Origin of the sequence: Aquirufa sp. (assembly GCF_044239315.1) — a bacterium.
Taxonomy (GTDB): domain Bacteria; phylum Bacteroidota; class Bacteroidia; order Cytophagales; family Spirosomataceae; genus Aquirufa.
The window spans coordinates 14,522-39,750 of sequence record NZ_JBIIBQ010000005.1; the positions used below are offsets into that span (position 1 = coordinate 14,522).

General features: G+C 40.3%; 25 protein-coding genes. 11 read left to right on the forward strand and 14 right to left on the reverse strand.

Annotated features, from left to right (window positions below; translation table 11 throughout):
* Positions 1–91: 91 nt before the first annotated feature.
* A complete protein-coding gene (locus tag ACILP5_RS02615; protein ID WP_395617099.1) occupies positions 92–664 on the reverse strand; it encodes an NTP transferase domain-containing protein in 573 nt (190 codons plus the stop codon).
* A 64-nt stretch (positions 665–728) separates the two neighbouring features.
* On the opposite strand from ACILP5_RS02615, the gene ACILP5_RS02620 reads away from it, so the two are divergent.
* Genes ACILP5_RS02620 through ACILP5_RS02640 form a run of 5 tightly spaced genes read left to right on the forward strand, consistent with a single transcriptional unit; the run spans position 729 to position 4,546 of the window.
* Entirely contained in the window at positions 729–1,892 is a 1,164-nt protein-coding gene (locus ACILP5_RS02620; RefSeq protein ID WP_395617100.1) for a class I SAM-dependent methyltransferase, read from the forward strand.
* A 21-nt stretch (positions 1,893–1,913) separates the two neighbouring features.
* Positions 1,914–2,585: a hypothetical protein gene (locus ACILP5_RS02625; RefSeq protein ID WP_395617101.1), complete on the forward strand. Its 672-nt coding sequence runs from the start codon at positions 1,914–1,916 to the stop codon at positions 2,583–2,585.
* On the forward strand, positions 2,582–2,854 hold the full coding sequence (locus tag ACILP5_RS02630) for a hypothetical protein (protein ID WP_395617102.1): 273 nt from the start codon (positions 2,582–2,584) through the stop codon (positions 2,852–2,854). The genes ACILP5_RS02625 and ACILP5_RS02630 overlap by 4 nt, the downstream gene beginning before the upstream one ends.
* 1 nt (position 2,855) lies before the next feature.
* On the forward strand, positions 2,856–3,311 hold the full coding sequence (locus ACILP5_RS02635) for a hypothetical protein (protein ID WP_395617103.1): 456 nt from the start codon (positions 2,856–2,858) through the stop codon (positions 3,309–3,311).
* Entirely contained in the window at positions 3,308–4,546 is a 1,239-nt protein-coding gene (locus ACILP5_RS02640) for a dicarboxylate/amino acid:cation symporter (RefSeq protein WP_395617104.1), read from the forward strand. Before ACILP5_RS02635 ends, ACILP5_RS02640 begins: the two co-directional genes overlap by 4 nt.
* Here the strand turns inward: ACILP5_RS02640 and ACILP5_RS02645 are convergent.
* Together ACILP5_RS02645 and rbfA are read right to left on the reverse strand one after the other, a co-directional pair.
* Positions 4,524–5,771 carry an ABC transporter permease gene (locus ACILP5_RS02645; RefSeq protein WP_395617105.1) on the reverse strand — a complete coding sequence of 416 codons (1,248 nt, stop codon included), beginning with the start codon at positions 5,769–5,771 and terminating at the stop codon, positions 4,524–4,526. The genes ACILP5_RS02640 and ACILP5_RS02645 overlap by 23 nt on opposite strands.
* Position 5,772: 1 nt before the next feature.
* Positions 5,773–6,168, reverse strand: coding sequence for a 30S ribosome-binding factor RbfA (gene rbfA, locus ACILP5_RS02650; protein WP_395617106.1), 396 nt, complete (start codon positions 6,166–6,168; stop codon positions 5,773–5,775).
* Between the two features lie 259 nt (positions 6,169–6,427).
* Between rbfA and ACILP5_RS02655 the strand changes: the two genes are divergently transcribed.
* A complete protein-coding gene (locus tag ACILP5_RS02655) occupies positions 6,428–7,624 on the forward strand; it encodes a DUF6427 family protein (protein WP_395617107.1) in 1,197 nt (398 codons plus the stop codon).
* Position 7,625: 1 nt separating this feature from the next.
* Here ACILP5_RS02655 and rpiB read toward each other — a convergent pair whose 3' ends face one another.
* Positions 7,626–8,069 (reverse strand): ribose 5-phosphate isomerase B, encoded by a 444-nt coding sequence (gene rpiB / locus ACILP5_RS02660; protein WP_395617108.1) that lies wholly within the window; start codon positions 8,067–8,069, stop codon positions 7,626–7,628.
* Between the two features lie 69 nt (positions 8,070–8,138).
* Here rpiB and ACILP5_RS02665 point away from each other — a divergent pair, with 69 nt between their 5' ends.
* Positions 8,139–8,861, forward strand: coding sequence for a TIGR00730 family Rossman fold protein (locus ACILP5_RS02665; protein WP_395617109.1), 723 nt, complete (start codon positions 8,139–8,141; stop codon positions 8,859–8,861).
* Here ACILP5_RS02665 and ACILP5_RS02670 read toward each other — a convergent pair.
* Positions 8,858–10,525, reverse strand: coding sequence for a PHP domain-containing protein (locus ACILP5_RS02670; RefSeq protein WP_395617110.1), 1,668 nt, complete (start codon positions 10,523–10,525; stop codon positions 8,858–8,860). The genes ACILP5_RS02665 and ACILP5_RS02670 overlap by 4 nt on opposite strands.
* A 13-nt stretch (positions 10,526–10,538) precedes the next feature.
* Positions 10,539–11,006 carry a methylated-DNA--[protein]-cysteine S-methyltransferase gene (locus ACILP5_RS02675; RefSeq protein WP_395617111.1) on the reverse strand — a complete coding sequence of 156 codons (468 nt, stop codon included), beginning with the start codon at positions 11,004–11,006 and terminating at the stop codon, positions 10,539–10,541.
* Positions 11,007–11,071: 65 nt separating this feature from the next.
* Between ACILP5_RS02675 and ACILP5_RS02680 the strand changes: the two genes are divergently transcribed.
* A complete protein-coding gene (locus tag ACILP5_RS02680; protein WP_395617112.1) occupies positions 11,072–12,502 on the forward strand; it encodes a circularly permuted type 2 ATP-grasp protein in 1,431 nt (476 codons plus the stop codon).
* Between the two features lie 395 nt (positions 12,503–12,897).
* On the opposite strand, the gene lysA is transcribed toward ACILP5_RS02680, so the two are convergent.
* Positions 12,898–14,130, reverse strand: a complete 1,233-nt coding sequence (gene lysA, locus ACILP5_RS02685; RefSeq protein WP_395617113.1) for a diaminopimelate decarboxylase — start codon at positions 14,128–14,130, stop codon at positions 12,898–12,900.
* Between the two features lie 40 nt (positions 14,131–14,170).
* Here lysA and ACILP5_RS02690 point away from each other — a divergent pair, with 40 nt between their 5' ends.
* Genes ACILP5_RS02690 through ACILP5_RS02700 form a run of 3 tightly spaced genes read left to right on the forward strand, consistent with a single transcriptional unit; the run spans position 14,171 to position 16,712 of the window.
* Entirely contained in the window at positions 14,171–15,475 is a 1,305-nt protein-coding gene (locus ACILP5_RS02690) for an alkaline phosphatase D family protein (protein WP_395617114.1), read from the forward strand.
* A gap of 3 nt (positions 15,476–15,478) precedes the next feature.
* Positions 15,479–15,916 (forward strand): OsmC family protein, encoded by a 438-nt coding sequence (locus ACILP5_RS02695; RefSeq protein ID WP_395617115.1) that lies wholly within the window; start codon positions 15,479–15,481, stop codon positions 15,914–15,916.
* 1 nt (position 15,917) lies between these two features.
* Complete coding sequence (locus ACILP5_RS02700) at positions 15,918–16,712, forward strand: thymidylate synthase (protein WP_395617116.1); 795 nt, start codon at positions 15,918–15,920, stop codon at positions 16,710–16,712.
* 259 nt (positions 16,713–16,971) lie between these two features.
* Here ACILP5_RS02700 and ACILP5_RS02705 read toward each other — a convergent pair whose 3' ends face one another.
* The 7 genes from ACILP5_RS02705 to ACILP5_RS02735 are packed head-to-tail and all read right to left on the reverse strand — an operon-like array spanning position 16,972 to position 25,225.
* Positions 16,972–18,327, reverse strand: coding sequence for a peptidylprolyl isomerase (locus ACILP5_RS02705; RefSeq protein WP_395617117.1), 1,356 nt, complete (start codon positions 18,325–18,327; stop codon positions 16,972–16,974).
* A gap of 7 nt (positions 18,328–18,334) precedes the next feature.
* Positions 18,335–20,584 (reverse strand): peptidylprolyl isomerase, encoded by a 2,250-nt coding sequence (locus ACILP5_RS02710; protein ID WP_395617118.1) that lies wholly within the window; start codon positions 20,582–20,584, stop codon positions 18,335–18,337.
* 48 nt (positions 20,585–20,632) lie between these two features.
* Positions 20,633–21,289, reverse strand: coding sequence for a hypothetical protein (locus ACILP5_RS02715; RefSeq protein ID WP_395617119.1), 657 nt, complete (start codon positions 21,287–21,289; stop codon positions 20,633–20,635).
* Entirely contained in the window at positions 21,280–22,323 is a 1,044-nt protein-coding gene (locus ACILP5_RS02720; protein WP_395617120.1) for an agmatine/peptidylarginine deiminase, read from the reverse strand. The genes ACILP5_RS02715 and ACILP5_RS02720 overlap by 10 nt, the downstream gene beginning before the upstream one ends.
* A gap of 4 nt (positions 22,324–22,327) precedes the next feature.
* The gene (locus tag ACILP5_RS02725) at positions 22,328–23,095 is read right to left on the reverse strand and encodes a type III pantothenate kinase (protein WP_395617121.1); all 768 of its coding nucleotides are present in this window, start codon (positions 23,093–23,095) and stop codon (positions 22,328–22,330) included.
* Between the two features lie 19 nt (positions 23,096–23,114).
* Positions 23,115–24,998 (reverse strand): NAD(+) synthase, encoded by a 1,884-nt coding sequence (nadE, locus tag ACILP5_RS02730; RefSeq protein ID WP_395617122.1) that lies wholly within the window; start codon positions 24,996–24,998, stop codon positions 23,115–23,117.
* Positions 24,995–25,225 carry a hypothetical protein gene (locus ACILP5_RS02735; RefSeq protein WP_395617123.1) on the reverse strand — a complete coding sequence of 77 codons (231 nt, stop codon included), beginning with the start codon at positions 25,223–25,225 and terminating at the stop codon, positions 24,995–24,997. The genes nadE and ACILP5_RS02735 overlap by 4 nt, the downstream gene beginning before the upstream one ends.
* Positions 25,226–25,229 lie beyond the last annotated feature (4 nt).

Below are 25,229 nucleotides of genomic sequence, written 5' to 3' on the forward strand. Positions count from 1 at the left end.
ACATTTCATAAAGTCATTCGCGAAGCGAATGCAAACTTTATTCTTTGTGCTTTATGCTTTGAACTTTGCTCTTTGTGCTTTGCTCTTTGTTTTAAATCCCCCAATACTCCCGATCCTCCGGAACATCAACGTCCCTGAATTTGTCAGAAAAGTGAATGATTTCGCAGAGCATTGGATTTTGGCGCCAAAATTTTCCCAAACCTTGATCTCCACTCCAACGACTAAAAAGGGGACGCAAAGCCTTTGGAATGAGTACAGGTGGTGAATTGACTCCTTGGAAGGATGCGACAATAGCTCGGTCTGGATTCGCAAGGGATATGATATTTTTCATGTGTGCATTGGTCAAAAAAGGCAAATCACACAAAAGAACTAACACCGCTTTTTGTTGATCAATTGCTCTTAGGCCTACAGCAAGCGATTCTCCCATTCCTTTTTCCCACTTTTCCACTTGAACAAAAGATAGACGAGGAAATTCTTTTTGTAAATTCTCTATGATTTTTACCGTCTTTTCCCCTTCTGCACCTAAACAAACGACCACCTCCTCACAAACACTAAATGATAAGCGTATCGAACGCTCTAAAAGGCTTTTGCCCTGGTAAACCAATAATTGTTTCGCTTCTCCTAATCGAGAAGACGCACCCGCTGCTAGAATTAATCCGGTCATTTGATCTTTTGAATTTCACTAATTTAAATAAAAATTATTAAAGCTTAGGTGCTAATTTTAGGGGATGCTTCGAGATAATGAAATCCAGTTTATTCAAGAGAACCTGCACAGGGATCCGGTTGCGATTGCTTTAGAAGCCGCAAAATACCCTGATTTAGACATTCCTGATTTAGTAAGCCAAATCAAAGCCAGACAAAAACTCAAAGACAAAATGCCTGTTTGGGTGGCGAATGAAAGGGTATTTTTTCCTCCTTCTTTGGCACTAGAACAATCATCCTCAGAAGAAACGGCCCATTTTAAAGCTAGTTTAGTAAAAGGGAAAATTGCAGATTTGACAGGCGGAATGGGCTTAGACAGTTATGCCTTTGCGAAGGCAGGCTGCGAAGTGGAATACATCGAAAGACAAGAGGATCTTACTAAAATCACCGCCTTTAATCATGCACAATTGAAGGCAGGAAACATCCATCACCACACCTGCGATAGTTTAAAGTGGCTTGCCGAGCAAGGAAAATCTTTCGATTTCATCTATGTAGATCCAGCCCGCAGAGATGGCACAGGAAACAAAGTCGTTCTTTTACAAGATTGCGAACCCAATGCATTAAATATAATACCCTTCGTCAACAAAAAAACCAGCTTACTGATAAAAACAAGTCCATTATTGGATTTAGATCAAGCAATCCGCGAATTAGGAGGAGTAGAAAAGATCTACATCGTCTGCGTTAAAAACGAGGTAAAAGAATTATTGTTCATGAAAACCGCACAATCAATTGCGGATCCTTTCATAGACGTAATCGAATTAAGTTTCCCCAATTCACTCCTATTTTCAGGCAGAAAAACGACAGAATCGGAAACAGAAATCGCTACGAGTCCCATATTAAACTACCTCTATGAACCACATGCAGGAGTGCTGAAAGGGGGATTTTTTAAATCAGCAGGGAAAGGTTTACTTAAAATTGCTGCAAATACTCATTTATATACTTCTGAAAGTCTACATACTAATTTTGCTGGAAGAGCGTTTAAGATTTTAGAGGTGGGTTCTTTGGAAAAAAAATGGATTCGCTCTGTTTTACCAGGCCTACAGGCGAATATTTCTACTCGAAATTTCCCCATAAAGGCGGATGAAATTCGAAAGAAATTTCAATTAAAAGACGGAGGAGAGTTTACTCTTTTCGCTTTTAGAGATCAAGCAAATAAAAACAAGGTTGTCCTAGCTAAAAAAATCTCCTAACTTTAGTAAAAATTTCATCAAATGAAAAAAATCGTCCTTCTACTTTTCCTTTCAGTAAGTGCTTTATCGGCTTCAGCTCAAGTTTTTTCTGGTATGTCTGAAATTGATAAATCAAAAAAAGAAGGAGTTTATACCTTCGTTAATACGCAGGAAAAATATGCAAGAGCAAGCTGGAAAGCTTATTTAAGCAAATTCGGTAAAGTTATCGAAGGCAAAAATGGCACTTACTCAAGTCCTGATTTGAAGGTTTCAGGGATTTCAGATAGCCCGATGATCCTTATTTCTAAGGTTTCAGAGGAAAATAAGAAAGTTAAACTTTTCATTTCCATCACTATAGGACCTGACGAATATATCCAGACAGGACATGCTAAACTAACTGAAACAAGCAATTGGATAGAAGATTTCATCAAAATTGTTGATTTAGAGGAAGGTGTTCGAATCGAGGAAAACAAATTAGCCGAATTGAATTCAGCACAATCAAAAAATACCAAACAAGCGGAACGCTTAATTCGCGAACTTGATTCTAACTCGCGACAAATCAGCAACTTAGAAGAGCGTTTAAAAGAAGCTAAAATCGAAAAGGAAAAGATTTTAACTAATCAGGTTCAAAATAAATTAGATCAAAAAACAAAAGAGGAAGAAATAGCTGCCCAAAAATTAGCCGTAGAATCAGCGAAACAAAAAATTAAATGAAAAAACTGATCATTGCCCTTTTCACGATTTCGCTATTCTGTAATTTCGGCAGAGTTGAATACTCAGCGCTTAATCCGAAGGCAAAAACAATCCAAACAGATTCAACGGCAAGATTAGCTTCTGCTAACGCCGCGAAAGTAGTAAGCAGTGAATTGCCTTCCGATCAGGAATCCCCTGAAACTTCCGAAGAGAGTACAGGTTGGGCTAAATATGTAGCTCTAGGCATCAAAACATTTTTTGCAACCTTGCTAAAACTCTTGGTAGCTTAATATGCTATCCTACTCCATCTCTACTCCGATTCAAGCACCCGTCAGTCACGTAAAAAAACTATTTACGGCTGATTTACTTTTAAAACTATCCCCTCCTTTTCCTAAAGTAGCCTTGCAAAGATTTGATGGTTGTAAAAAAGAGGATACGGTAATTCTTATCATTAACCTTATTTTCCTGAAAGTCACCTGGAGTTCTCTTATCATAGAAGATCAAGAGACGGAAGATGAATGGTATTTTATAGATCAAGGTGTCAAAATGCCTTTTGGACTACAATTTTGGCAACATAAGCATCGGGTCAAGAAAATAGATCAGGGAACCTGTGAAATAATCGATGAAATTTCGTTTGATACTCAAAACTCATTTTTGAATTACCTTCTTTTCCCCTTTCTTTGGGGAATGATTTTCTATAGAAAACCTTTTTATAAAAAGTATTTATCTCTCGTCAACCCACTATGAAATTAACCTTAACTAATAAGATTATTATCGGCTTTATCCTAGGCCTTGTACTGGGAGAGTTCTTTTTCCTTTCTTTTTCCCCAGAAGTTAGCCACGATTTAGGAGCTAAAGTTCAGATTGTATCTAAGATTTTCCTGCGCCTGATTAAGATGATTGTAGGACCATTGGTATTCTGCACGTTGGTCGTAGGTATTGCTAAATTAGGGGATTTCAAAGCTGTAGGGCGCATCGGAATCAAGACTATTGGTTATTTTTATTTTGCCACTATTCTTTCGCTTGTTACAGGTCTTGTCGTTGTTAATATAACTCAACCAGGAAGCCTGCAAAGTTGGCCTAAGCCAGCAGCTGGTACTGAAACTGGCATTGATTCTTCCAAGGCTAAAACAATGGAAGATTTCATCCTACACATCTTCCCAGACAGCTTCTTCAAAGCATTGGCTGAGAATGAAATCCTTCAAATTGTTATCTTCTCCCTATTTTTCGGCGTCGCGTTAGGATCCATTGGTGAAATGGGAAAACGTCTAATTCATGTCATTGAAAACTTAGCGGAAGTTATCTTCAAAATGGTAAATTATGTGATGGAAGTAGCTCCATATGCCGTATTTGCAGCCATGACTACGGTGGTAGCGAATAAAGGATTAAGTATTTTAATTAGCTATGGTTACTTGATGATCTGCTTTTTAGGAGGCCTATTATTCTTTACCGTCGTCATTCTGTGGATCATTTGTATTGCCAATGGAATCCCTTATTGGAGATTATTAAAAGAGTTAAAAGAAGCTCTTTTGATTTCCTTTTCTACAGCTAGTTCTGAAGCATCATTTCCACAAACCATTGCTGCACTTGAGAGATTTGGATGCTCGAGACGTATTGTCGGTTTTGTATTACCCTTAGGATATAGCTTCAATCTGGATGGATCGATGTTATATATGACATTTGCGACTGGATTTATTGCACAAGCTTATGGCGTCCACCTGAGTTTGGAACAACAAATCACCATGCTATTAACGTTAATGATTACGTCCAAAGGTATAGCTGGTGTACCACGCGCATCGCTTGTCATCATTGCAGGTACCTTAACGATGTTCAATCTTCCAGCAGAAGGAATTGCCCTCTTATTAGGCGTTGATCCGTTTTTAGATATGGGTAGAACGGTCACATCTGTGGCAGGAAATGGTGTTGCAACCTGTGTGGTTTCGAAATGGGAAGGAGAATTTAATCCGCCTTTGGCTGATTAACTTTTTGATTAAATGTCATTTGAACTGCTTTTCTGGCAGGGATGATGGAGGCCAAAAATGTGAGGATAATCACGACCAAAGCCGTCATCAAAAAATCAAACCATTCCATTTTAACGGGATATGAATCAATTAAAGCGTTCGGAATGCCTAAAGGAACAATTCCGAACGTTTGTTGTATCCAGCCAAGCGCAAAACCTAAAGCCATTCCTACTAAAGCACCCGAAAAGCTAATAAATAAACCTACGGATAGAAAAATACGCAATAACTGCTGCTGTGTTATTCCCATTGCTAACAAGGTTCTTAAGTCTTTTCTCTTTTCTATGACCAATAGAGAGAGGGCATAAAATAGGGTAAAGGAGGCTATTCCCATGATAAATGCCATCAAAATAAACACGAATAACTTTTCGATTTTGATTGCCCGCAATAGAATGGCATGCTGTTGGTTACGCGTTTGAACCTGATAATTAGTACCTAAAATAGGTTGAATCGCCTTTTGGACATCCAACTCATTTGCCCCCTTTGTTAACATAACATCTACTTTAGAGACCGAATTAGAATCAGCTAAAGTCAGTTCTCGCATCCAAGGCAATGGCACAAGAATCATTTGATTATCAAACATTTGTTCCACTTGCAAAACACCTGAAGGAAAAAAGGTTTTTAAATTAGCTGCATTCTCATTTATTTGAAATTTAGCTAACGCCTTTTGGTTCGGATACCAAACCTCCACTGGATGGAATACATCATCAAAATTCATCCCCATGGACATAAAAACTCCAGCTCCCACCATTCCAAATGTATTTCCTTCATTCTCTACTAAATAATCACCATCAACCACTTGTTCTCTTAATCGCCTCGATGAAATAAAAGAAGAATCAATTCCCTTTAAAGTAACCACAAGTTGCCTACCATTGTAACGAATTAAAGCCTGATCTTCTAATATGGGCTGAACAGAACTTACTCCAGAAATTTTTGCTAGTTGATTAAATTGAGTAGCAGTCAACGAAAAACGTGTATCGGACTTGGAAATAATAGTTAGATCTGGATCGAAGGTTTTGAACAAACCTATCTGAAAATCCTCTAAACCATTAAAGACTGATAAAATAAGCACTAAAGCCATCACCTCCACTCCCACTCCGATCATCGAAATGCGAGAAATTAAGGTGATAAAACTCGCCTTAAATGGGGAAAAAAAATACCTTTTCGCAACAAATAAGGAAATACTCATTTTAATCTATTTCATCAGTCACACGATTGGGAATGTCGCCATCTGCAGGTGGAATAACCAAACCTTCAAACAAAGCTTCGATTTTAGCCGCATAGGCAGCAGTATCATCCAAGAAGAAAACTAAATTAGGAATAATACGTACTTGCTTACGAATTCGATTTGCAAGAGCATTACGAATGGCTTTGTTTGCGATATCAATCTGATCCATTACAGCCTCACGGTCCTCTATGAGCAAGAAACTGAGGTAACAACGCGCAACTGAAAGATCAGGACTGATTTTCACCTCCGTCACGGTGACCATTCCGTTTCCAAAAATCATTTTAAATTCCTTTTGAAAAATATCACTTAAATCTTTCTGTATTTGACGGCCAAATTTTTGCTGACGCTTCGTTTCCATGCTTGCTCTCTATTTTCAGGTCTTTTTATCTCAAAAAACACCTGCAAATTTCATAATAATAATTGGAATCACCGTAATTTAGCGCTTCGTTTAGCCAAATATGTTACAATTTATAAAATCCAACAGCTTAATTTCGATTCTACTCTTTCTTCTAATAGGGGTATTTTTTGCTTTTCTGCAGACTCAACAGGGGTTTACCTATTTTCCATGGGAAATAAAGAACTATTTAATTGGGCAAAAACTGAATCAAGGATTTCGATTGTATAAGGACATACGTGATAATACCGGTCCATTTGCCACTGGATTTTACCAGCTACTTGATCTAGTTAACATTCCCTTGTCTTCTAATTCTTACATTGCATTTGGAATCATTTCCATTCAGGCATATATCTTTCATCAAACCATTTCAAGCTTTGATCTAATGCCTAAATTAGGTGGATTAGCTTTTGGTATTTATCTATTACTGTTTCACCTGACAACAGAATTCTATGTCCCAGATCCGGCACTTTTAGGGCTCACCTTTTTATTACTTGCCTGGAAAGAGATTATTCAGCAACAAAAAACACTATTAGTAAATGACCGCGTTTTTTTAGTTGGAATTTATATCGCCATTGCCACCTTGTTATTCCCAGCTTATTTTTGGCTACTTCCTTGGGCATTACTGAGTTTATTGTTTTTTTCAGGTATTTCTATTCGACAAGTACTTTTAATTTTAATCGGATACATGATCGTTTTAACGATTACTTCGATTGTATTTTCTTTCAGAGGAAACCTTTCCTATTTAGTACAAGTCTTTCAAAATTCAGCCTTTGAATTTCAATTAATCTCCATCGACGAAGCAAAACAAGTTTTAATGTTTTACTCACCTGCCTTACTATTTGGGATCATTGGTTTATATAAGGTAGTGGGGAATCCAAAAATTCGGGCACACGCCCAGAAAGTACAGCAGACTACTTTAATTTGGCTATTTTTCAGTCTGATTGCCATCACTAATTTTCCAGCCTATAACCGAATAAACTTTGTCTTGTTATTGCCTCCATTAGCCTACCTAGGCCTCAACCTCTTTTATTTAATTAAGAAAAATTGGCAAAGGGAACTCATTTTAGTGGCTTTAGTAGGGTCTGTAATATTCATTCACAGCTTAGATACTAACAAGAATCAGCGTCAAAGAATAATTCCAATCAGTGGGCAAAAACTACTCATATTGGGCCCGGAAATAGAAGAATACCTACACAATGAAATGGCAGGCCCATTTGTCAATTGGGCTTTAGCTAAACCCCTACTAAATCAGTTAAATTCCTATAAAAACGTGATTATCGTTCAGGAATACTTCACGAAAGACCAACCCACGTATATTTACGATTCTGAGGGATATTTTACCAAAATTGCGCAATATATTCCTTCCATCACAGATCAATATAGGCTAGTGAGTCCGAAACTTTACAAAAAGAAATAGATTAGCAACAAGAAATCTTATTTACTCTGCCTTGGTGACGACCACCTTCGAAAGGCGTATCTAAAAATACCTGCAAACAAGCTTTTGCTTCCTCTAAGGAGATAAATCGTACGGGAAGACATAGCACATTCGCATCATTGTGCTGACGAACTAAAGCAGCCACTTCTGTATTCCAAGCCAAACCTGCCCGAATTCCTTGGTGTTTGTTTGCCGTAATTGCCACGCCATTCGCGCTTCCACATAATAATAAACCAAAACTTACCTCCCCTTTTTCTACCGCATCCGCTACAGGATGAGCAAAATCTGGATAATCTACGGAATCAGCAGAATAGGTACCACAATCTTGAACAGTGATACCCTTAGCCTCTAAAAAAGCGATCAAATCATTCTTGTAATCAAAACCAGCGTGGTCACCGCCTACCGCGAAACTTAAGGGAGCATTCATAAAATTGTAATTTATTTTTTGCAAAGGTAAAAGGATTAGTCCTACATTTAGGAAACAAATAGTAAAAATATGACAGAGAAAAACTGGAAAGAGGAAGAAGAAAAAATCAAACAAGCCTTTGGCGATAAAACCTGGGCTCAGATTAAATCAGAGGAGTCTTGGCGTATTTTCAAGATTATGAGTGAGTTCGTAGAAGGCATCGATAAATTATCTAAAATCGGCCCATGTGTATCCATTTTTGGATCTGCTCGAACTAGCCCTGAAAATCCCTATTACAAGATAGCAGAAGAAATTGCCGCCAAATTAGTTCGCCACGGATATGGTGTCATCACCGGTGGAGGACCCGGAATTATGGAAGCGGGAAACAAAGGAGCAGCCAGCGAACGAGGCCGCAGTGTAGGTTTGAATATCGAATTACCCTTTGAACAAACCCCCAATCCCTACATCGATTCAGACAAAAACATCAATTTTGACTTTTTCTTTGTGCGAAAAGTGATGTTCGTGAAGTATTCCCAAGGATTTATCATCATGCCGGGTGGATTCGGAACGCTGGATGAAATGTTCGAATCATTAACCCTTATTCAAACACATAAAATAGGCCGATTCCCGGTTGTTTTAGTCGGAAAAGACTATTGGGAAGGATTAATCGACTGGATGAAAAAGACGATGGTGGCCGCAGGAAATATTCACGAAGAAGATTTGGAATTGTTTGCCCTTGTGGATACTCCTACCGAAGCTGTTCGGGTGATTGACGACTTCTATGCGAAGTACTTATTGAAACCTAATTTTTAGCTTTTAGCGAAAAAGGTTTTAATATCTGCCAAAGACAAAGCATTCAACGTTAACTCTTTTAAAAGGCCTCCTTTACGCCCCACTTTCACCCCCCATTCCATATCCTGTAATCCAGCTATGGCATGGGCATCTGGGTTAATGGAAACAAACACTCCTTTGTCCATCGCCTCATAGATATGACGCCAGTCCAAGTCCAATCGATAAGGACTAGCATTTAATTCAATAGAAACTCCATTTGCTTTGCAGGCATCTAGGATCTTCGACATGTGCAAAGGAAATCCGGGTCTAGCTAACAATAATCGGCCGGTTGGGTGCCCTAGAATAGAGGTGTAGGGATTTTCAATGGCTTTCATTACCCTAGGCATCGCTTTCTCTAAATCCATATTCAAACCAGCATGAACGGAGGCCACCACATAGTCAAAAGAGGATAAAACCGAGGCATCGTAATCCAAACTACCATCCGGCAAGATATCTGCTTCTATTCCTTTTAACACCTTAAAATCAGACCATTGCGCATTTAATTGATCAATTTCTTCGTGTTGACGAATCACATCCTCCTCTTTCAACCCACCTGCATAGGCTGCATATTTTGAGTGATCCGCGATACCAAAATAACTCAAACCTAATGCCCGACAGGCTTCCGCCATTTCTGCCAAGGTATTCTTTCCATCTGAATAAGTAGAGTGATTGTGTAAACATCCACGTAAATCAGCATGTTGAATCAAGGCTTTATCCCCGTGTTTTACATACCAGTCAAATTCCTGTAAGCCTTCCCGCATCTCAGGCACGATAAAAGGCATTTTTTGGGAATCATAAATCACTTTTTCATCTGATATATCTTTCCCGTCAAAACGCTCATAATAATTCACTTGAGCCAAATGGTCCGCAGAAGCAGATAAGGAGAAAAGTTTCGTTACAAACTCAGCTGAAGACGCAAAATGTATCTCAATCGGTATCAAGTGACCCTTGGCAAAGCCTCTCCACGTAAAAGGTGAGGATTCCTTCAAATCTTCCTCCAGCATATCAACCGATTGCAATAAACCAGAAGCCCCAAAAAGATCATCCGTCTTCACTAAAAAAACGAGTGAATTAATCACTTCACAGTGTCGGCGCAACTCGCCAGCAATTGTTACTTTATTAAAATAGGCACTTAATTCTTGTGCAATTTCATCCGCTAAATCCTGGGCCTTATTGATTCGTAATTTGCTCGAATTGGACTTGATGAAATGGATATTCAGTGTAACACTTTCCACTACTGCACCACCAAATCCCTTTAAATTTGCTAAACGACCATCCTCGCATGCCGCTAATAAATCGTCGATTTCCGTAATTTGTAATTCTTGCCAAATAGTCCTCACCTTTTTAGGACCCAAACCCTTAATTTTCAATAGGGTAAGTAATCCTGGTGGCGTTTGCTCTATAATTTGCTCTAAATCAGGACAAGTACCTGAGGTGGCGACGTCTTTGACAATTTGGACGACCACTTTTCCTACGCCTGGAATAGCTACTAATTCTGCTTCTGACAAAGAGGAGATTAAACCTGGAAATTTATCGAGGCCACGTGCTGCAAAAGCAAGATTCTTACTCTTGAATTCATTTACTCCATGTAAATCCCATAGCTTAACTAGTAACTCAAGCGCATCGACGATTTGATCATTATCCATAGACAAATATAAACTAAAATAATGTGGCCCCCTCTTTAGCTAATAACCATTCTTTCCGCCATAATCCGCCACTATATCCTACAAGTTTACCCGTGGAACCGATGACGCGGTGGCAAGGATGGAAGAGTAAAATAGGATTTTGTCCATTTGCATTACCTACTGCCTGAGCTCCTTTCGGCATTTCTAGGCGTTTTGCTATTTCAGCATAAGTAGCAGTGGAGCCTGCAGGGATTTCTGTCAAAGCCTCCCATACTTTTTGTTGAAAGGGTGTTCCGATGGACGGATCCATCCGATAATTTTGTAGTATACCTGTTTCAAAATAGGATTGTAAATACCCTTTAATTTGCTGAATTTCAACAGGATGATGTAAGATTTCAACCTCTTCCTGCTCCACAAAATGACACGAGCGCAAACCTGCATCTGCTAATTCTATGTGTAAAATTCCGATCGGACTAGTGAAATAAAATTCTGAGTTTGCCATAAGACCTCAATTTCCCACAAAAAATGGTAAATTTCCAATAATTAAGCATTTTAACGTTTAAAAAAATGAATTTCTCCTTTAACAACTACAATACGGAAGGTTTTTACGATGAAATGTTCGACGAGAACGGGGGTGTCCGCGCTGGTTATGAACACTTTAAAGAACGCGTCGAACAACTCTCTAAAGAAGAATTCTTACGCCGACAACAGTCGGCTGAAAGAGCCTTAATGGCGATGGGAATCACGTTTAATGTGTACTCAGAAAATGAAGGGACTGAACGTATCATGCCTGTGGATATCATCCCGCGTATTGTGGAAGCAAAAGAATGGGAAAAAATTGAAAAAGGATTAATACAGCGAATCACCGCTCTAAATTTGTTCTTGAATGATATTTATTCAGACCAAAAAATCATCAAAGACGGGATCATTCCAGCCGAGGTCATACACTCTTCGAAAGACTTTTTAAAAGCATGCATTGGAATTAAACCTCCTAAAAACATATATATCCATATTACAGGTACAGATTTAATTAGAGGCGCTGATGGAGAATATATGATTTTGGAAGACAACCTGCGCTGCCCATCCGGAGTTTCGTATATGATGGAAAACAGGGAGCTACTAAAGCAAACCTTTCCAGAGGTAGTCGCAAAATCACAAATCCGATCCATTTCCGATTACCCGAACAAGTTATTAGAAATGCTTCGTTTCATCAGTGATCGTCCAGATCCTACGGTGGTGGTATTAACGCCTGGAATCTATAATTCAGCTTATTTTGAGCACTCCTATCTCGCCCAACAAATGGGAGTTGAATTAGTGGATGCACGTGATTTAGTCGTCCACGAGGGTTATGTCAAAATGCGCACCACCAAAGGCTTCCAAATCGTCGATGTCATTTACCGTCGCATTGATGACACTTTTCTAGATCCTAACGTTTTCAACCCGGACTCCATGATCGGAATTCCAGGCATTTTCAATGTGTATAAAAAAGGCAAAGTCGCCATTGCGAATGCTCCAGGAACCGGTGTAGCAGATGATAAAGTAATTTATGCCTACGTGCCGCGCATCATCAAATACTATTTAAATGAGGAACCCATCATTCAAAATGTGAAGACCTACATTTGTTCAGAAGAAGAGGACCGTAACTATGTCTTAGCAAACATCGAAAAATTAGTGGTCAAAGAAGCGAATGAAGCAGGCGGTTATGGTATGTTAATTGGGCCAAAATCCACCAAAGAAGAACAAGAAAAGTTCAAAGCCTTAATCCTCAGCAACCCAAGAAATTACATCGCTCAACCTACCATTTCTTTATCTCGTGTTCCATGTTTAATCGAAGATCACGCGGAAGGTCGTCACGTGGACCTCAGACCCTACATCCTGTATGGCGATGGAGTGAATGTGATGCCTGGCGGTTTAACCCGTGTTGCTTTGAGGAAAGATTCGTTGGTGGTTAATTCATCGCAGGGGGGTGGGTCGAAGGATACGTGGGTTATGTATTAGTATTCAGTGTCAAAATGGTCGACAAGTCAAATAATTTTGCCACTGAATACTAATACATATCTGAAAAGGCAAATTATTCCGACCCCTAAACAGTAGACAGTAGACAGAAATCGGTAGTCAGTAGAAATTAGAGTAGAGAGCATAGAGTATAGAGTAGAGCCACCGAACTGAATACTGGTTACTGACTACCGAATACTGACTACCGGCTACCGACTACTGACAACTGACCACCGACTAATGACTACCGACCACTGACCACTGACTACCGGATACTGACTACCGACTACTGACCCTTATCCATCAAAAAAGGGGCCTTCGCCCCTTTTTTGATTCCATCTTTATTCTTTATTCTTTATGCTCTATTCTTTAGATCTATACTCTCTACTCTACTATCTTTACTCTTGATTGCGCAAAATATCCTCCATCGTCTCCCTCCTCCGAATCACCCGCGCCACACCGCCATCCACTAAAACCTCAGCTGGCAAGAAACGGGAATTATAATGCGAAGCCATGGTGAAGCCATAGGCACCCGCGTTAGCCAAGGCGATGATATCGCCTTCTTTCACCTCATTAAATAAACGTTCATTTTCTTTCCCTTTCAAGTCAAACGAGAAGGTATCGGTTTCACAGATATAACCCGTCACTCGGTAGTTCTCTTGCTTAGAAGAATTTTGATTCGAAGCATTAAAAATGTAATGGTAAGCACCATACATCATGGGACGAATCAAGTGATTCAAACCAGAATTTATTCCCACAAATGTTTTTACGGGATCGCGTTTTACGACGTTTGTTTCTGTTAAGAAAGTACCTGACTCGCTCACTAAAAACTTGCCCGGTTCTACCCAAAGGCGTAGATCACGGCCGTATTTTTGGCAGAAAGCACGAAAGGCGTTGCTCATGATTTGGCCTACTTCTTTCATGTTTACGCCAGGATCTTCTGGTGAATAAGGCACCTTGAAACCACCACCTAGGTCGATGATTTGCAAGTCTTTGAAGTCGTATGCAAAGTCAAAAAGGGCTGATGCAGCTTGCTCGAAGGTCTTTCCGTCCTTGATATCAGAACCAGTGTGCTGGTGTAAACCGATCACATTGATTTTGTATTTTTCAACTAGCGCTAAAATTTCTCCTTTTTGATGGATCGAAATACCGAATTTAGACTCCGGATGAGCCGTCATAATTTTTTCATTTCCCCCTCCAAAAACGTGGGGCTTGATGCGAATCATGCAAGGCTGAGTGGAACCGTAAGTTTGGCCAAACTTTTCTAGAACCGATAAATTATCAAGGTTGACGATTGACCCTTTGGAAACCGCATATTCAATCTCGGAAAAATGAACGCCTGATGGCGTAAATGTGATGTTTGATCCTTCGTATCCGGCAATCAAACCTAACTCTAATTCCTGTGGTGATACCACGTCCATATCAACTCCATTCTCGCGCATTAAGCGTAAAATGGACAAATTGGTATTTGCCTTAGCGGCATATTTTATGGTCAAATCAATTCCTTCAAAAGCACCTCTCAAAACCGAGATTTTTTCCCTAATTTTGTCGGCATCGTATACATAAAGAGGTGTACCAAATTCTTTGGCTAAATCTGTTAAAGGAATGTTCTGAATTGAATAATATGCCATAGGGAAAATTGTAAGCCACAAAGATACTAATCTAACGAATATGAAAAGAATTATAATCGCCTTATTCCTCCTTGCACCGCTTTTTGTGAGCGCACAAATCAAGAGTGGGCCGATGTTAGGCTATTCTGAAATGAAGGAAGTTTTAGTTTGGGTCCAAACCGAGAAACCAGCTAATGTGAGTATAAATTACTGGGAAAAGGGGGATAAAACGATGCATAAAACCGATCCAGTCGCTACCGAGAAAGCAACTGCCTACATCGCACGCATCATCGCTGATGAGGTAACAATGGGCAAGAAATACGAATATGAGGTTTTGGTGAATGGTAAAAAAGTAGCCATTGATTATCCGCTAGAGTTCCAAACACAGGAACTTTGGCAATACCGAAAAGACCCACCTGCCTTTTCTTTCTTGTTTGGAACGTGTAATTACGTCAATGAAGAGGCCACAGATCGTCCAGGCAGACCTTATGGAGGTGCAGATGAGGTGTATGCATCGATGTACTCAAAGAAAGCAGATTTTATGTTGTGGGGTGGAGATAATTTCTATTACCGCGAACCCGATTATACCAGAACGGGGATGATCCATCGAAATGATCATGCACGGGCGGTTAAATCTATTCAACCTCTACTAGGAAGTGTGCATCAATACGCGATTTGGGATGATCATGATTATGGCCCAAACGATGCAGATCGCTCATTTCCAATGAAATACACGTCCTTAGAGATGTTCAAAATGTATTGGGGAAATCCGAATTTTGCCTTCCCTAACGAAGGTATTACGGGTAAATTTCAATGGGCAGACGTCGAATTCTTCCTGATGGACGACCGCTGGAACAAGGCGCCTAACGAGTTAAATGATCCAAACAAAGACTATTGGGGTGCTAAACAAATGACGTGGTTATTAGATCAATTGTCTACCTCCAGGGCCAGTTTCAAAGTTATCGTCAATGGGGGACAGGTCGTTAGCCCTGCCAAAGTATTCGAGAATATGGCGAATTACGAGGCAGAAAGAACCTATCTACTTAAGGAATTAAAGAACCGCAAGATTCCAGGCGTTCTCTTTTTAACGGGTGATCGCCACATCTCAGACTTAAATAAATTAGAGCGCGAAGGCACCTATCCACTGTATGATTTGACCGTTTCACCGATGACAGCTGGTAAAGCCGATGCCGTGAAACAAGATTACAATGCGACACTAGTGGAAGGGACTTTGGTACAGGAAAGAGCCTTCTCTAAAATAGAAGTTACCGGTCCATTAAAAGACAGAACTATGACCATTACCTTGTTTAATGTGAAGGGCGAAGTTTTATGGAGCAAAGAAATTAAATCCAATTTGTTAAAATAACCTATGGAAGTTGTATTAAATCGTTTAGATCAAGATTTTCACTTTGAGGCCAAAGGCTCCTCTCCCATTCCCGTGCACATCGATGCAGCAGAAGGAATTGGTGGTCACAATGCAGGCGCCAGACCTATGGAGCTCTTGTTGATGGGCTTAGGAGGATGCACAGCCATTGACGTTATTTTGATCTTAAAGAAACAGCGCCAGATCATCGAGGACTTCCAAATCCGAGTTTCCGGTGATCGTGAAAAAATCGAAGGTACAGAGAAATCCCCTTTCAACCAGATCAACATTCAATTTGAACTTAAAGGCCAAATTGACGGAAATAAAGCCCTAAAGGCCATCCAAATGTCCATGGACAAATACTGTTCTGCCACCGCGCAATTAGAGCCTAGCGCAACCATAACACATACACTCGTTTTAAACGGAGAAAAATTCGACGCCTAATATGCAAGCCTACCTAGATTTATTAACCCACATTAAGGAAAATGGTACTTTCAAATCCGATCGGACAGGAACGGGAACCACGAGTGTTTTTGGATACCAAATGCGCTTCAACCTAGAAGAGGGATTCCCTTTAGTGACGACAAAGAAAACACACTTAAAATCAATCATCCACGAACTTTTGTGGTTCTTAAATGGCGAAACAAATATCGGATACCTAACAGAGAATGGGGTACGCATTTGGGATGAATGGGCAGACGCAAATGGTGACCTCGGTCCTGTTTACGGAAAGCAATGGAGAAGCTGGGAAGGCGCAAATGGAGTCGTGATCGACCAAATCAAAGAGGCCGTGCATACACTTAAAATGAATCCTGACTCTCGTCGCATCATCGTTAGTGCTTGGAACGTAGCAGACTTGCCTAAAATGGCCTTAATGCCATGCCATGCTTTTTTTCAGTTCTATGTAGCTAACGGCAAGCTTTCTTGTCAATTATACCAACGCTCTGCGGACGTATTCTTAGGAGTTCCTTTTAACATCGCTTCCTATGCTTTATTGACCATGATGATGGCGCAAGTTTGTGATCTGGGTTTAGGTGATTTTGTTTGGACGGGTGGTGATACTCACCTCTACAGCAATCACATGGAACAAGTGGAATTGCAATTAACACGTACTCCACGGGCTTTGCCTACGATGAAGATTAATCCGAACGTGAAGGATATTTTGGATTTCAAATACGAAGACTTCACGCTGGAAGGATATGATCCGCATCCGGGGATTAAGGCTCCGGTAGCGGTTTAGTTTTTTCATTATTTTATGCACTTATTTTAAAGAATAAAGCACAAAGAATAAAGCATAGAGTTGGAATCGCCTTCGGCGATTATTTCAGAAACATATTCATAAAAAAAGGGATCGAATTTCGAACCCTTTTTTTATACCAAATTTATTCTTTATGCTTTATGCTCTATACCTTACATTCATACTTATTAAAAAAGGGAGCTTCGCTCCCTTTTTTAATGCCACCTTTACTCTTTGAACTTTGCTCTTTGTAATTTGATTTTTATTCCTGCTGCACATTCTCTAAAATCCGACAATCTTTATACTCTTCATCAATAAATATAAATACATCGTCTTTTGCCTTCATGAACCACTTTTCAATCGCGTTATTCTTTTTACGAGAAAGGGTGATTTGTGCTAGCTTTTGATAATCATCTTTCAGATTAGCGAAATGTGGCGGATGCTTTGCCTTTAAATAGAGAATTCTAACTGCTGAACGCCCATCATCTGTTCGATAAGGAATGGGAGTTGAAATGGTACCTACCTGCATGGAATCTAAGGCAAAAAATAAGGCTGGATCCATCGTTCCATCATAGGCTAATCGATTACCGCCGCTGGACGCATCCATAATGACGCCACCTGCATCCTGCGTAAACTTATCCTCGGAGAAATCTTTAGCTGCTTTTTCGAAAGTAGTAGAATCACGTTGAACTAAAACACGAATGCTATCTAAGAATTTCGTAGGATCAGTTAAGTCTAATTTTTGATAGTCTGGTCTTAATAAAATATGACGTGCATGGTATTCTTGACCTCTTATTTCTAATAACTGAATTAAGTGAAACCCAAATTCTGATTCAACTACCTCGGACATTTGATTCGGTTTCAATCGTAAAGCAGCAGCTTCAAATGGAGCTACCATGGCTCCACGTTTTGCAAATCCTAAATCTCCACCCATTTTCCCAGAACCTAGATCTTCTGAATGGACTTTGGCCAAATCCTCAAAACTTTCCCCTTTATCTACACGGCGACGGAAATCCAACAACTTCGCGTACAATTCTTCTTTTTGATTTTTATTGGGCTTAGCAATGCGGATTATATGACCTACTTCGACTTCAGCGGGTAAGTAAGGTAAAGAATCGCGAGGAATATCATTAAAAAAAGCTGCTACTTCTTTCGGAGTGATCTTTACTTCATCCGTAATCTTATCTTGCATTTTACGACCGGTAAGTTGCTCCTTTAAAGATGAACGTAAATCCTCCTTTAACGTCGCAATCGATTTTCCATAAGCCTCTACAATATTTTTAGCAGAGCCATATTGACCTTCCATTTGCTCCATTCGGCTATTTAATTCTGCTTCAATTCGTTTATCGTCTACGATAACTGAATCTATTTCGGCCTTAGCGAGCATTAATTTATTAACGACTATGCCTTCTAGAATTTGACAGCGATTGGGCGTATTGGGTTGACCGCTCGTTATATACTGCTGGTATTGATTTTCTACTTCAGACTTCAATATGAAGTAATTATCTACCTTCACAATAATACGATCTAGTACACTTTTGTTTGTTTCTTCTTGTGCAAATGCAGTCAAACTCCCCAAAACCAAACACCAACTTAAAACCCAACGAGTCAATTTCATATTTCTATTATTTCAGTAATTTTTCTAATTCAACCTGGTTTATTACTACTGGATATTGTTGCTTTAATTTCGCAAGCCAATCCCTCTCTAAGCGCACCTGCAAAGCCCGAATCACTAATCCTCTAGCTTCCTCAAACGAACGTGGTCGCTCAGCTTCCACCTTCTTTACTTCCACAAAAGCAAACTTACCGGCACCCTCATAATTCTTAGGGCCTACTTTCCATTCTATGGCATCAATTACAGGCGATGCTCCCTTTTTAAAATAGCCTTCCTTAGCCTCCAAACTCTCCGGTTTCAACGCATTAAATCGCTTGACCACATCATCCATACTGGAAGAAAAGAAACGGAAAGAAACGCGCGCATTTTTATTCTTAACCGTTTTAGAGGCTACCTTTAAATTCGCCTCATCCTTTTGGATAATGCGGTGCGACGAAATCCCTTTCGAAGCCAAATACGATACCACTTTATTTATTCTAGCTTCAGATAGACTATCTACTTCAGAAGCATCTCGGTGACCTGAAACTTCCACTACATAGTCCACATTCTTCGCCATCGTGACAAATAACTCAGCTAATAACTTAGAGGAGGCTTCCTCCACCTTAGAATCATTTAAACTAAACGTGATATCCCCTAATTTCTTGTTCATAGGATAAGGAGAAGATTTTAATAAATCCAAAGCCTCCTTCAATGTTTTCTGTGAATCAGCCACAACCAATTTTGCCTCTAAACGGGCAGGCATGACAAATTGAGCCAGATTTGCTTGGTAATACTTAGCCTGAGAAAGAGAATCCAACGATTTTTCAAATATCTCTCGATCCGTCATTTTACTAAATAAGCTCCCCTCTAAAAAATCAGCCATCTGCTCTTTAAACGCAGGATATTTACCTTCTAAATTCGCTTCCTCCGCATTCAATGTTTCTTTTTCAATCAAATCATCTAAATACGATTGTTCAGACACCACGGGCAGATAACCTAACGATTTGATTCGTTTTTTCTGCAAAGCCTGTACGTGTGCATAAAAATCGCCAACCGTGTACTTCTTTTCCAAAACCGAGAATAAAGGCTCCTGCAAGAATGGTTCCGTTCCGGTTCTTTCTACATTCATGCGCTCAAATGCCGCCTTCTTCGTCGCTTCTTGCACAATTACTTTATTCTCCACCCGAACACGCTTCATAAAAGCCTGTTTGATCAAGCCTTGGCGATCCGCATCCGTCAATACCTTTTGCTTGATAAACTCTGACATATCTTCAAATGTCAAGAGGGGTTTTTTATCCAACAACTTAAACAATTGCCAGCCTAAATTTGTACGAATCGGCTTCGAAAGATCCCCAATTCGCTCTAAACCAAACAAAGCATCTTGCAATTCTTCACTCAAGTCAGAGGAGAAATACCAACGTCTAATCTCGCCACCACGACCTCTTGAATAAGGGTCCTCGGAATAATTCTTGCAAACTAATTCAAAACTTTCCCCCGCCTTCAGATAGGCTTCCACTTGTTCTATTTTCTTTTTAGCCTCTACTTGCAAGGCTGTAGGTGCATCTACGGCAGCTGACACGATAATATGTGCTAAACGAATCTTTCCTGAGTTAGGACGTTGATTTACTACTTTAACGATATGGTAACCGCTAGATGTTCTAAAGGGCTTCGAATATTCTCCTATTCCAATAGAATAAATGGCATTTTCGAAATCATAATCCGTTTGTAGTGAAGTAATGTACCCTAAAACACCACCTTTAACCGCGGACATTTCATCCTCAGAAAAGCGGGTAGCGAGAGCTGCAAAATCCTCTCCTGCTTTTAACTTTTGGTAGATATTCTCAATTTTCTGAAAAGCAACCAAAGTATCAGCTGGGTTCGCATTCTCTCCTAGTTTCACTAAGATTTGGCTCACCTTTTTCTCCTCCTTCATCCGCTGATAGGCTTGTTTGACTAACATATCCAGGGTAGGCATATCGACCAAATAGGGCGTAGCTAATTCCTTTCTAAAACTCAGGTATTCTTCTTTGAAATCAGGCTGATCTGCCAGTTTCTCTTGTTCAGCAGCTACAATCTTTAGCTGGTAATCGATGTAATCTGATAAAAAATCCGCTTGATTGTCTTTCGTAATACTATCAGACTCCACAAGTGGTTTGTACACTTGCAGAAAACTTTCAGCCGATATCTTTTTAGGACCAATCTGAATAGGTGAAGCACTCTGCGCTAGAATCACAAAGGGCATACACATGACTAATCCAATAATAAATTTTAAATCCTTCATTCTTAAAAATAAGCTAACAAAATTACGAATAATCCCCGACATAAACGGTTAATCTACGTTAATTTGAATCTGATACCGGTATTCGTAAGCATCAATAAATTTTCGACCACCTATCCATTTTCCATTTCGAACAGAAGGCGAAACAGTTTCGTAGTCCCATTGCGTCTCAGAGACCCCCAATAGGTCTTTCATGTCTATCTCACTAGCCCAATCAAGTCCTAAGGAACCAGCTTTCATTCCCCATAAAAACCAGGTTATTGGATTTTCGGCGGAGGTTAAGGCTAGAGGCAATGCGAAAACACTACTTACCGTATTAAACCGATTCACCCATTTCTTCGTGGGCTGGTAATCCTCTAATTCGAATAGAGTCATTTGTAGGCTGGCTTTCTGACCTGATTTCAAACGTACTGTTAAAGCCTTTATTGTATCCAAACGAATGAGCTGCCCTTTCTTTACCTTCCCTAAATAAGAGGAGAATACCTGAACTGGCTTCACTTTTTCATTCTCGATTATACCTATAGCACCCACTAATAACAACTCATCACCTAAAATCTCTTGAGTCTTCAGTACAGATAACGTTTTCAGAGATACGCGAACGTTTTTGTCCTTAGAAATGGTTGTATCCTTAACCAAAGGGTGTTGAGGCAATGGCTTTCTAGTGCAAGAAAACAAGCTAATCAAGAAAAAAAAGGTGATTATACGCATGGTGCTGGCTCCTGCTGAGTCAAACAATGGAAACTCCCTTGCCCCCAAATAATCTCTCGAGCCGACAACCCGATAACAGGTCGATCTGTGAACAATTCGCGTAAAATGGCTAGAGCGACTTCATCTTGTGGACAGTCAAAAATAGGTACTATAACACCTGAATTACAGATGTAAAAATTAGCATATGAACCCGGAGCACGGAAACCATCAATTACCACCGCATCCGGCATGGGAATCTCAACTATTTGCAATGGAGTGCCATCTAAAAGCGTCATTTGCTTCAACTCAGCAAGATTAGCGGCTAAAACGGCGTGATTCGCATCGTCCTCGTTCGGCTCCACCATCGCAATCACCGTATTTTCATTGACAAATCGAACGGTATCGTCAATATGTCCATCTGTGTCATCGCCCACAATGCCATCTGAAACCAAAAGCACTTGGGATACACCGTAAAAATGACATAAATATTCCTCGATTTGCTCTTGACTCAGGTGTGGATTTCGATTCGGATTCAACAAACAAGAACGACTCGTCAAAACCGTTCCGGCTCCATTAAAATCAACCGATCCTCCCTCCATGATGATTCCAGGGGAAACAGCAGCGAGTTTTAGACGGGAGGCAATCGTAAGAGGCAAGGCATTATCATCTGAAAAGGGCGGATACTTCCCTCCCCAAGCATTGTATTCCCAATCTACTAAAAGTCGATCTGAGCTTCCTTCTTTCACTAGAAAAGCTGGCCCATGATCGCGGCACCAAGCATCATTCGTAGGTTGAATATTGAATTCAATTTTAGTTGAATCAATCCCATAAACAGGTAACTGACTTTCCACGAACTCTTTTAATTCCGTAGAATTCACATTAATCCGAACTTGTTCCCCTTGCGAAATCGCCTTGATCAAGGCAAAATATTCCGGGTACATTTGGTCTAATTTCTCTTCCTGCCACGAATGGTCATTGTGCGGAAAAGTGATCCAAGTAGCGACGTGAGGATGCCATTCGGCTGGAAAAAAATATCCTTGATCTTTCGGAAACATGGTCTTAGGCTTTAATTCGTTCTGCGATGATACGCAAACCTTCTAAGGTTATTAATTTATTTACCTCATCGAAATAAGAGGCTAAGGGTGTCAAAATAGAAGATAAACCACCTGTCGCGACTACCTTCAAATCCCCATTTTTATCTTCTTTCACCCGGCTTATCATCTCTTTTACCATACCCACGTAGCCCCACAAAATACCTGCCTGAATCGCTGAAACCGTATCTGTTCCTAAATTAAACTCGGGCATTTCGAGTGGTACTTCGGGTAATTGAGCTGTTTGGGAGAAGAGTGATTTGACCGCGGTCTTTAAACCTGGAGCGATTGAAACGCCCTCCATTTTACCATCCGCATTGACTAAAGTAAAGGTTAAGGCTGTTCCAAAATCTACAATCAACACATTAGATTTATAATTTTCATGCGCATACACCGCATTAGCGACTAAATCAGAGCCAATTTCTTCCGGAACAATCACTTGAATTTCTAAAGTCCCGTATAGTTTAGGCCGCATCATGACAGGCGAATAACCTAACCAAAGAGCTAATCCTCGCTGAATTTGAGGTGAAATCGATGGAACAACGGAGGATATTAAGGCCAAAGAAGGTAAAGTTTCACCCAATTCTTTAGACGCCCACTCCTTCTTAATCCAATTCACCACGCCATTCGCGCTCCATGGCTGGTGTGTAGGCGTCCTGAGAACCGCCTTCCACGTCTTATCTTCATAAAAACCAAACACGATATCCGTGTTTCCCACATCCACAACTAATAACATCTGTTTCTTCGTGTTTTGTTTATATATCTTTTTCCAATCCCGCAGACAGAATCGGGAAACGCAACCAACTCTTCGGATCTAAACTATAGTCATCTACATGGAATCCAGGCGCATAACGCTCTCTTTTCCATTGATTCCTGGCCCAAAGTCGGAAGAATCGTCGAACGAATTCTTCGAGCTTTTCTTTGGCAAAAACAGATCCATAGCGTTTATTCACCTCTTCTAAACATTCGTGCGGCGACTTTAATTCATAAAAAGCTAAACGCTCAATCGTATTTAAAATTGGATAAGGCATCAAATCCTCCTCATCCACTTGTTTTTCGGAAAGTGGACGCAATTCCGCGCTTGGCTCCAGACTATTCACTAAATGAAGTCCCTTAAAGCCTTGTTTTTCTAACCAAAGCAGCCAAGTCCTCAAAAAACTTTTATCGATACCTGAAATAGGAGAAATCGAACCAGAGGTGTCGCCATCCATCGTCGCATATCCCACACTCGCCTCTGAACGATTAGAAGTCGCTAATAAAAGGGCATTTTTAATGTTGGCTAACATCCAAGCGCTAGGGGCACGGACGCGAGCTTGTACATTTTGGAGGGTAATATCATCTTGTTCCCAAGTCAATGAACGACCAATAGCACCTTCGATTAAATCTTTGTATCCTTTTACTATTCCGTCAATCTCAATCACACAATGCATCGAACCGATCCATTCCGCTAATTCGCGAGCTGAATCACGTGTATTCTGAGAGGAATTAACTGTCCCTTGGTAGATAGTTGTTAATAAATCTGACATCGCTTTTTCGGGCAAAGTCAAAGGAATATAGTGTAGCTTTTTCTTCAAACCTTCCCAGCCTAATTCCGCCGTTGCATTCTGAATACTTAGCGAACATAGCGAAGCAATAGCAGATGAATCTGCGCCACCAGAGAGGGATAAAACCCAGCCCTGCGATTGAGATTTGCGCAAATAATCAAAAAGTCCCAAGGCAACAGCACGGGAGAATTCTTCTTCTTTTTTCGATGCAGAATCTTCCCAGGCAGGAATAGCTACCGTCGAAATGGACTGTGGTGACGGTAATTTAAAATCAAACGAGATAACATCTTCTCCCTGGTCTTCCCGAACCGGAAGGTCTAATTCTGAAGTAATCAATGTAAAATCCTGGTAGGAGAACCGAGGACTCTGCTGCTTAATCGATCCTTCGTGAGCAATATAGGCATCTCCATCAAAAATAATTCGACCGGCTTCGTTCCCTAATAAGTTCGCAAATACATAGGCTCCGTTGATAATTTTAGCTCCTTCCAGCACTAGAGCTTTTCTAGTTTCTGCTTTGCCAAAAGCAAAGTGTGAGGCCGTCGGGTTACAAATAACTGAAACTCCACGACGTGCTAAATCATGTGCTAGACGCTTCTCCCCTTCCCAGGCATCTTGGCAAATTTCAATTCCCAGCGTAATTCCGGCGAAATGAACGCGGTAATCTCCTAAAGGAATTCCTTTATAACTTACTCTACGACCTTTAGGCCAAGCTTTAAACCACCTAGGCTCATAATGAACACCGTCATCGGCTAAAAACTGTTTGGGGATTAAGGCTTGTATTTTGCCTGCTGAAACGATGGCAGATACATTATATACCTCTCCTTCAAAAGGTAGAGCTAACCCTACGATTGCGACTATTTCGCGCGCAGAGGCTGCGATTTTTTCTAGCGATTCCCAGGATTTTTCTGCTGTTAAAGGCGCTAAAAACTGATCCTCACAACCATAACCTGAAATACAAAGTTCGGGTAAACAAAGCAAAGCTGTACCTTGTTTTTGAGCATCAGAAACTGCCTCCAAGATACGGAAGCGGTTTCCTTCCCAATCTAAGGGCAATTGATTCAGCGAAGCTGCCGATATGACTACCCTTTGCTTCATTTCTTTTTATTTTTTTTATCCTCTGCCCTGATATGCTTGTAACGCGGTGTCCACATCCAAGAAAAGGCCACATTAGGGCGATAATAACTTACTCCATGGCGATGTTCCACTTGTACCCTACATGTTTTATGTGGACAACGCGCTGACCAACAAGCGGATACTAAACACAAGGTGCTTACAAGCCCAATAGCAATGAATAAGCGATTTTTTGCGTTTGTTGGATTCATGGAT

What these genes read in the sequence shown, in the direction of transcription:
- ACILP5_RS02615 (WP_395617099.1), bottom strand. Translation starts at nt 664, where the DNA reads ATGACCGGATTAATTCTAGCAGCGGGTGCGTCTTCTCGATTAGGAGAA.
- ACILP5_RS02620 (WP_395617100.1), top strand. Translation starts at nt 729, where the DNA reads ATGCTTCGAGATAATGAAATCCAGTTTATTCAAGAGAACCTGCACAGG.
- ACILP5_RS02625 (WP_395617101.1), top strand. Translation starts at nt 1,914, where the DNA reads ATGAAAAAAATCGTCCTTCTACTTTTCCTTTCAGTAAGTGCTTTATCG.
- ACILP5_RS02630 (WP_395617102.1), top strand. Translation starts at nt 2,582, where the DNA reads ATGAAAAAACTGATCATTGCCCTTTTCACGATTTCGCTATTCTGTAAT.
- ACILP5_RS02635 (WP_395617103.1), top strand. Translation starts at nt 2,856, where the DNA reads ATGCTATCCTACTCCATCTCTACTCCGATTCAAGCACCCGTCAGTCAC.
- ACILP5_RS02640 (WP_395617104.1), top strand. Translation starts at nt 3,308, where the DNA reads ATGAAATTAACCTTAACTAATAAGATTATTATCGGCTTTATCCTAGGC.
- ACILP5_RS02645 (WP_395617105.1), bottom strand. Translation starts at nt 5,771, where the DNA reads ATGAGTATTTCCTTATTTGTTGCGAAAAGGTATTTTTTTTCCCCATTT.
- rbfA (WP_395617106.1), bottom strand. Translation starts at nt 6,168, where the DNA reads ATGGAAACGAAGCGTCAGCAAAAATTTGGCCGTCAAATACAGAAAGAT.
- rpiB (WP_395617108.1), bottom strand. Translation starts at nt 8,069, where the DNA reads ATGAATGCTCCCTTAAGTTTCGCGGTAGGCGGTGACCACGCTGGTTTT.
- ACILP5_RS02665 (WP_395617109.1), top strand. Translation starts at nt 8,139, where the DNA reads ATGACAGAGAAAAACTGGAAAGAGGAAGAAGAAAAAATCAAACAAGCC.
- ACILP5_RS02670 (WP_395617110.1), bottom strand. Translation starts at nt 10,525, where the DNA reads ATGGATAATGATCAAATCGTCGATGCGCTTGAGTTACTAGTTAAGCTA.
- ACILP5_RS02675 (WP_395617111.1), bottom strand. Translation starts at nt 11,006, where the DNA reads ATGGCAAACTCAGAATTTTATTTCACTAGTCCGATCGGAATTTTACAC.
- ACILP5_RS02680 (WP_395617112.1), top strand. Translation starts at nt 11,072, where the DNA reads ATGAATTTCTCCTTTAACAACTACAATACGGAAGGTTTTTACGATGAA.
- lysA (WP_395617113.1), bottom strand. Translation starts at nt 14,130, where the DNA reads ATGGCATATTATTCAATTCAGAACATTCCTTTAACAGATTTAGCCAAA.
- ACILP5_RS02690 (WP_395617114.1), top strand. Translation starts at nt 14,171, where the DNA reads ATGAAAAGAATTATAATCGCCTTATTCCTCCTTGCACCGCTTTTTGTG.
- ACILP5_RS02695 (WP_395617115.1), top strand. Translation starts at nt 15,479, where the DNA reads ATGGAAGTTGTATTAAATCGTTTAGATCAAGATTTTCACTTTGAGGCC.
- ACILP5_RS02700 (WP_395617116.1), top strand. Translation starts at nt 15,918, where the DNA reads ATGCAAGCCTACCTAGATTTATTAACCCACATTAAGGAAAATGGTACT.
- ACILP5_RS02705 (WP_395617117.1), bottom strand. Translation starts at nt 18,327, where the DNA reads ATGAAATTGACTCGTTGGGTTTTAAGTTGGTGTTTGGTTTTGGGGAGT.
- ACILP5_RS02710 (WP_395617118.1), bottom strand. Translation starts at nt 20,584, where the DNA reads ATGAAGGATTTAAAATTTATTATTGGATTAGTCATGTGTATGCCCTTT.
- ACILP5_RS02715 (WP_395617119.1), bottom strand. Translation starts at nt 21,289, where the DNA reads ATGCGTATAATCACCTTTTTTTTCTTGATTAGCTTGTTTTCTTGCACT.
- ACILP5_RS02720 (WP_395617120.1), bottom strand. Translation starts at nt 22,323, where the DNA reads ATGTTTCCGAAAGATCAAGGATATTTTTTTCCAGCCGAATGGCATCCT.
- ACILP5_RS02725 (WP_395617121.1), bottom strand. Translation starts at nt 23,095, where the DNA reads ATGTTATTAGTTGTGGATGTGGGAAACACGGATATCGTGTTTGGTTTT.
- nadE (WP_395617122.1), bottom strand. Translation starts at nt 24,998, where the DNA reads ATGAAGCAAAGGGTAGTCATATCGGCAGCTTCGCTGAATCAATTGCCC.
- ACILP5_RS02735 (WP_395617123.1), bottom strand. Translation starts at nt 25,225, where the DNA reads ATGAATCCAACAAACGCAAAAAATCGCTTATTCATTGCTATTGGGCTT.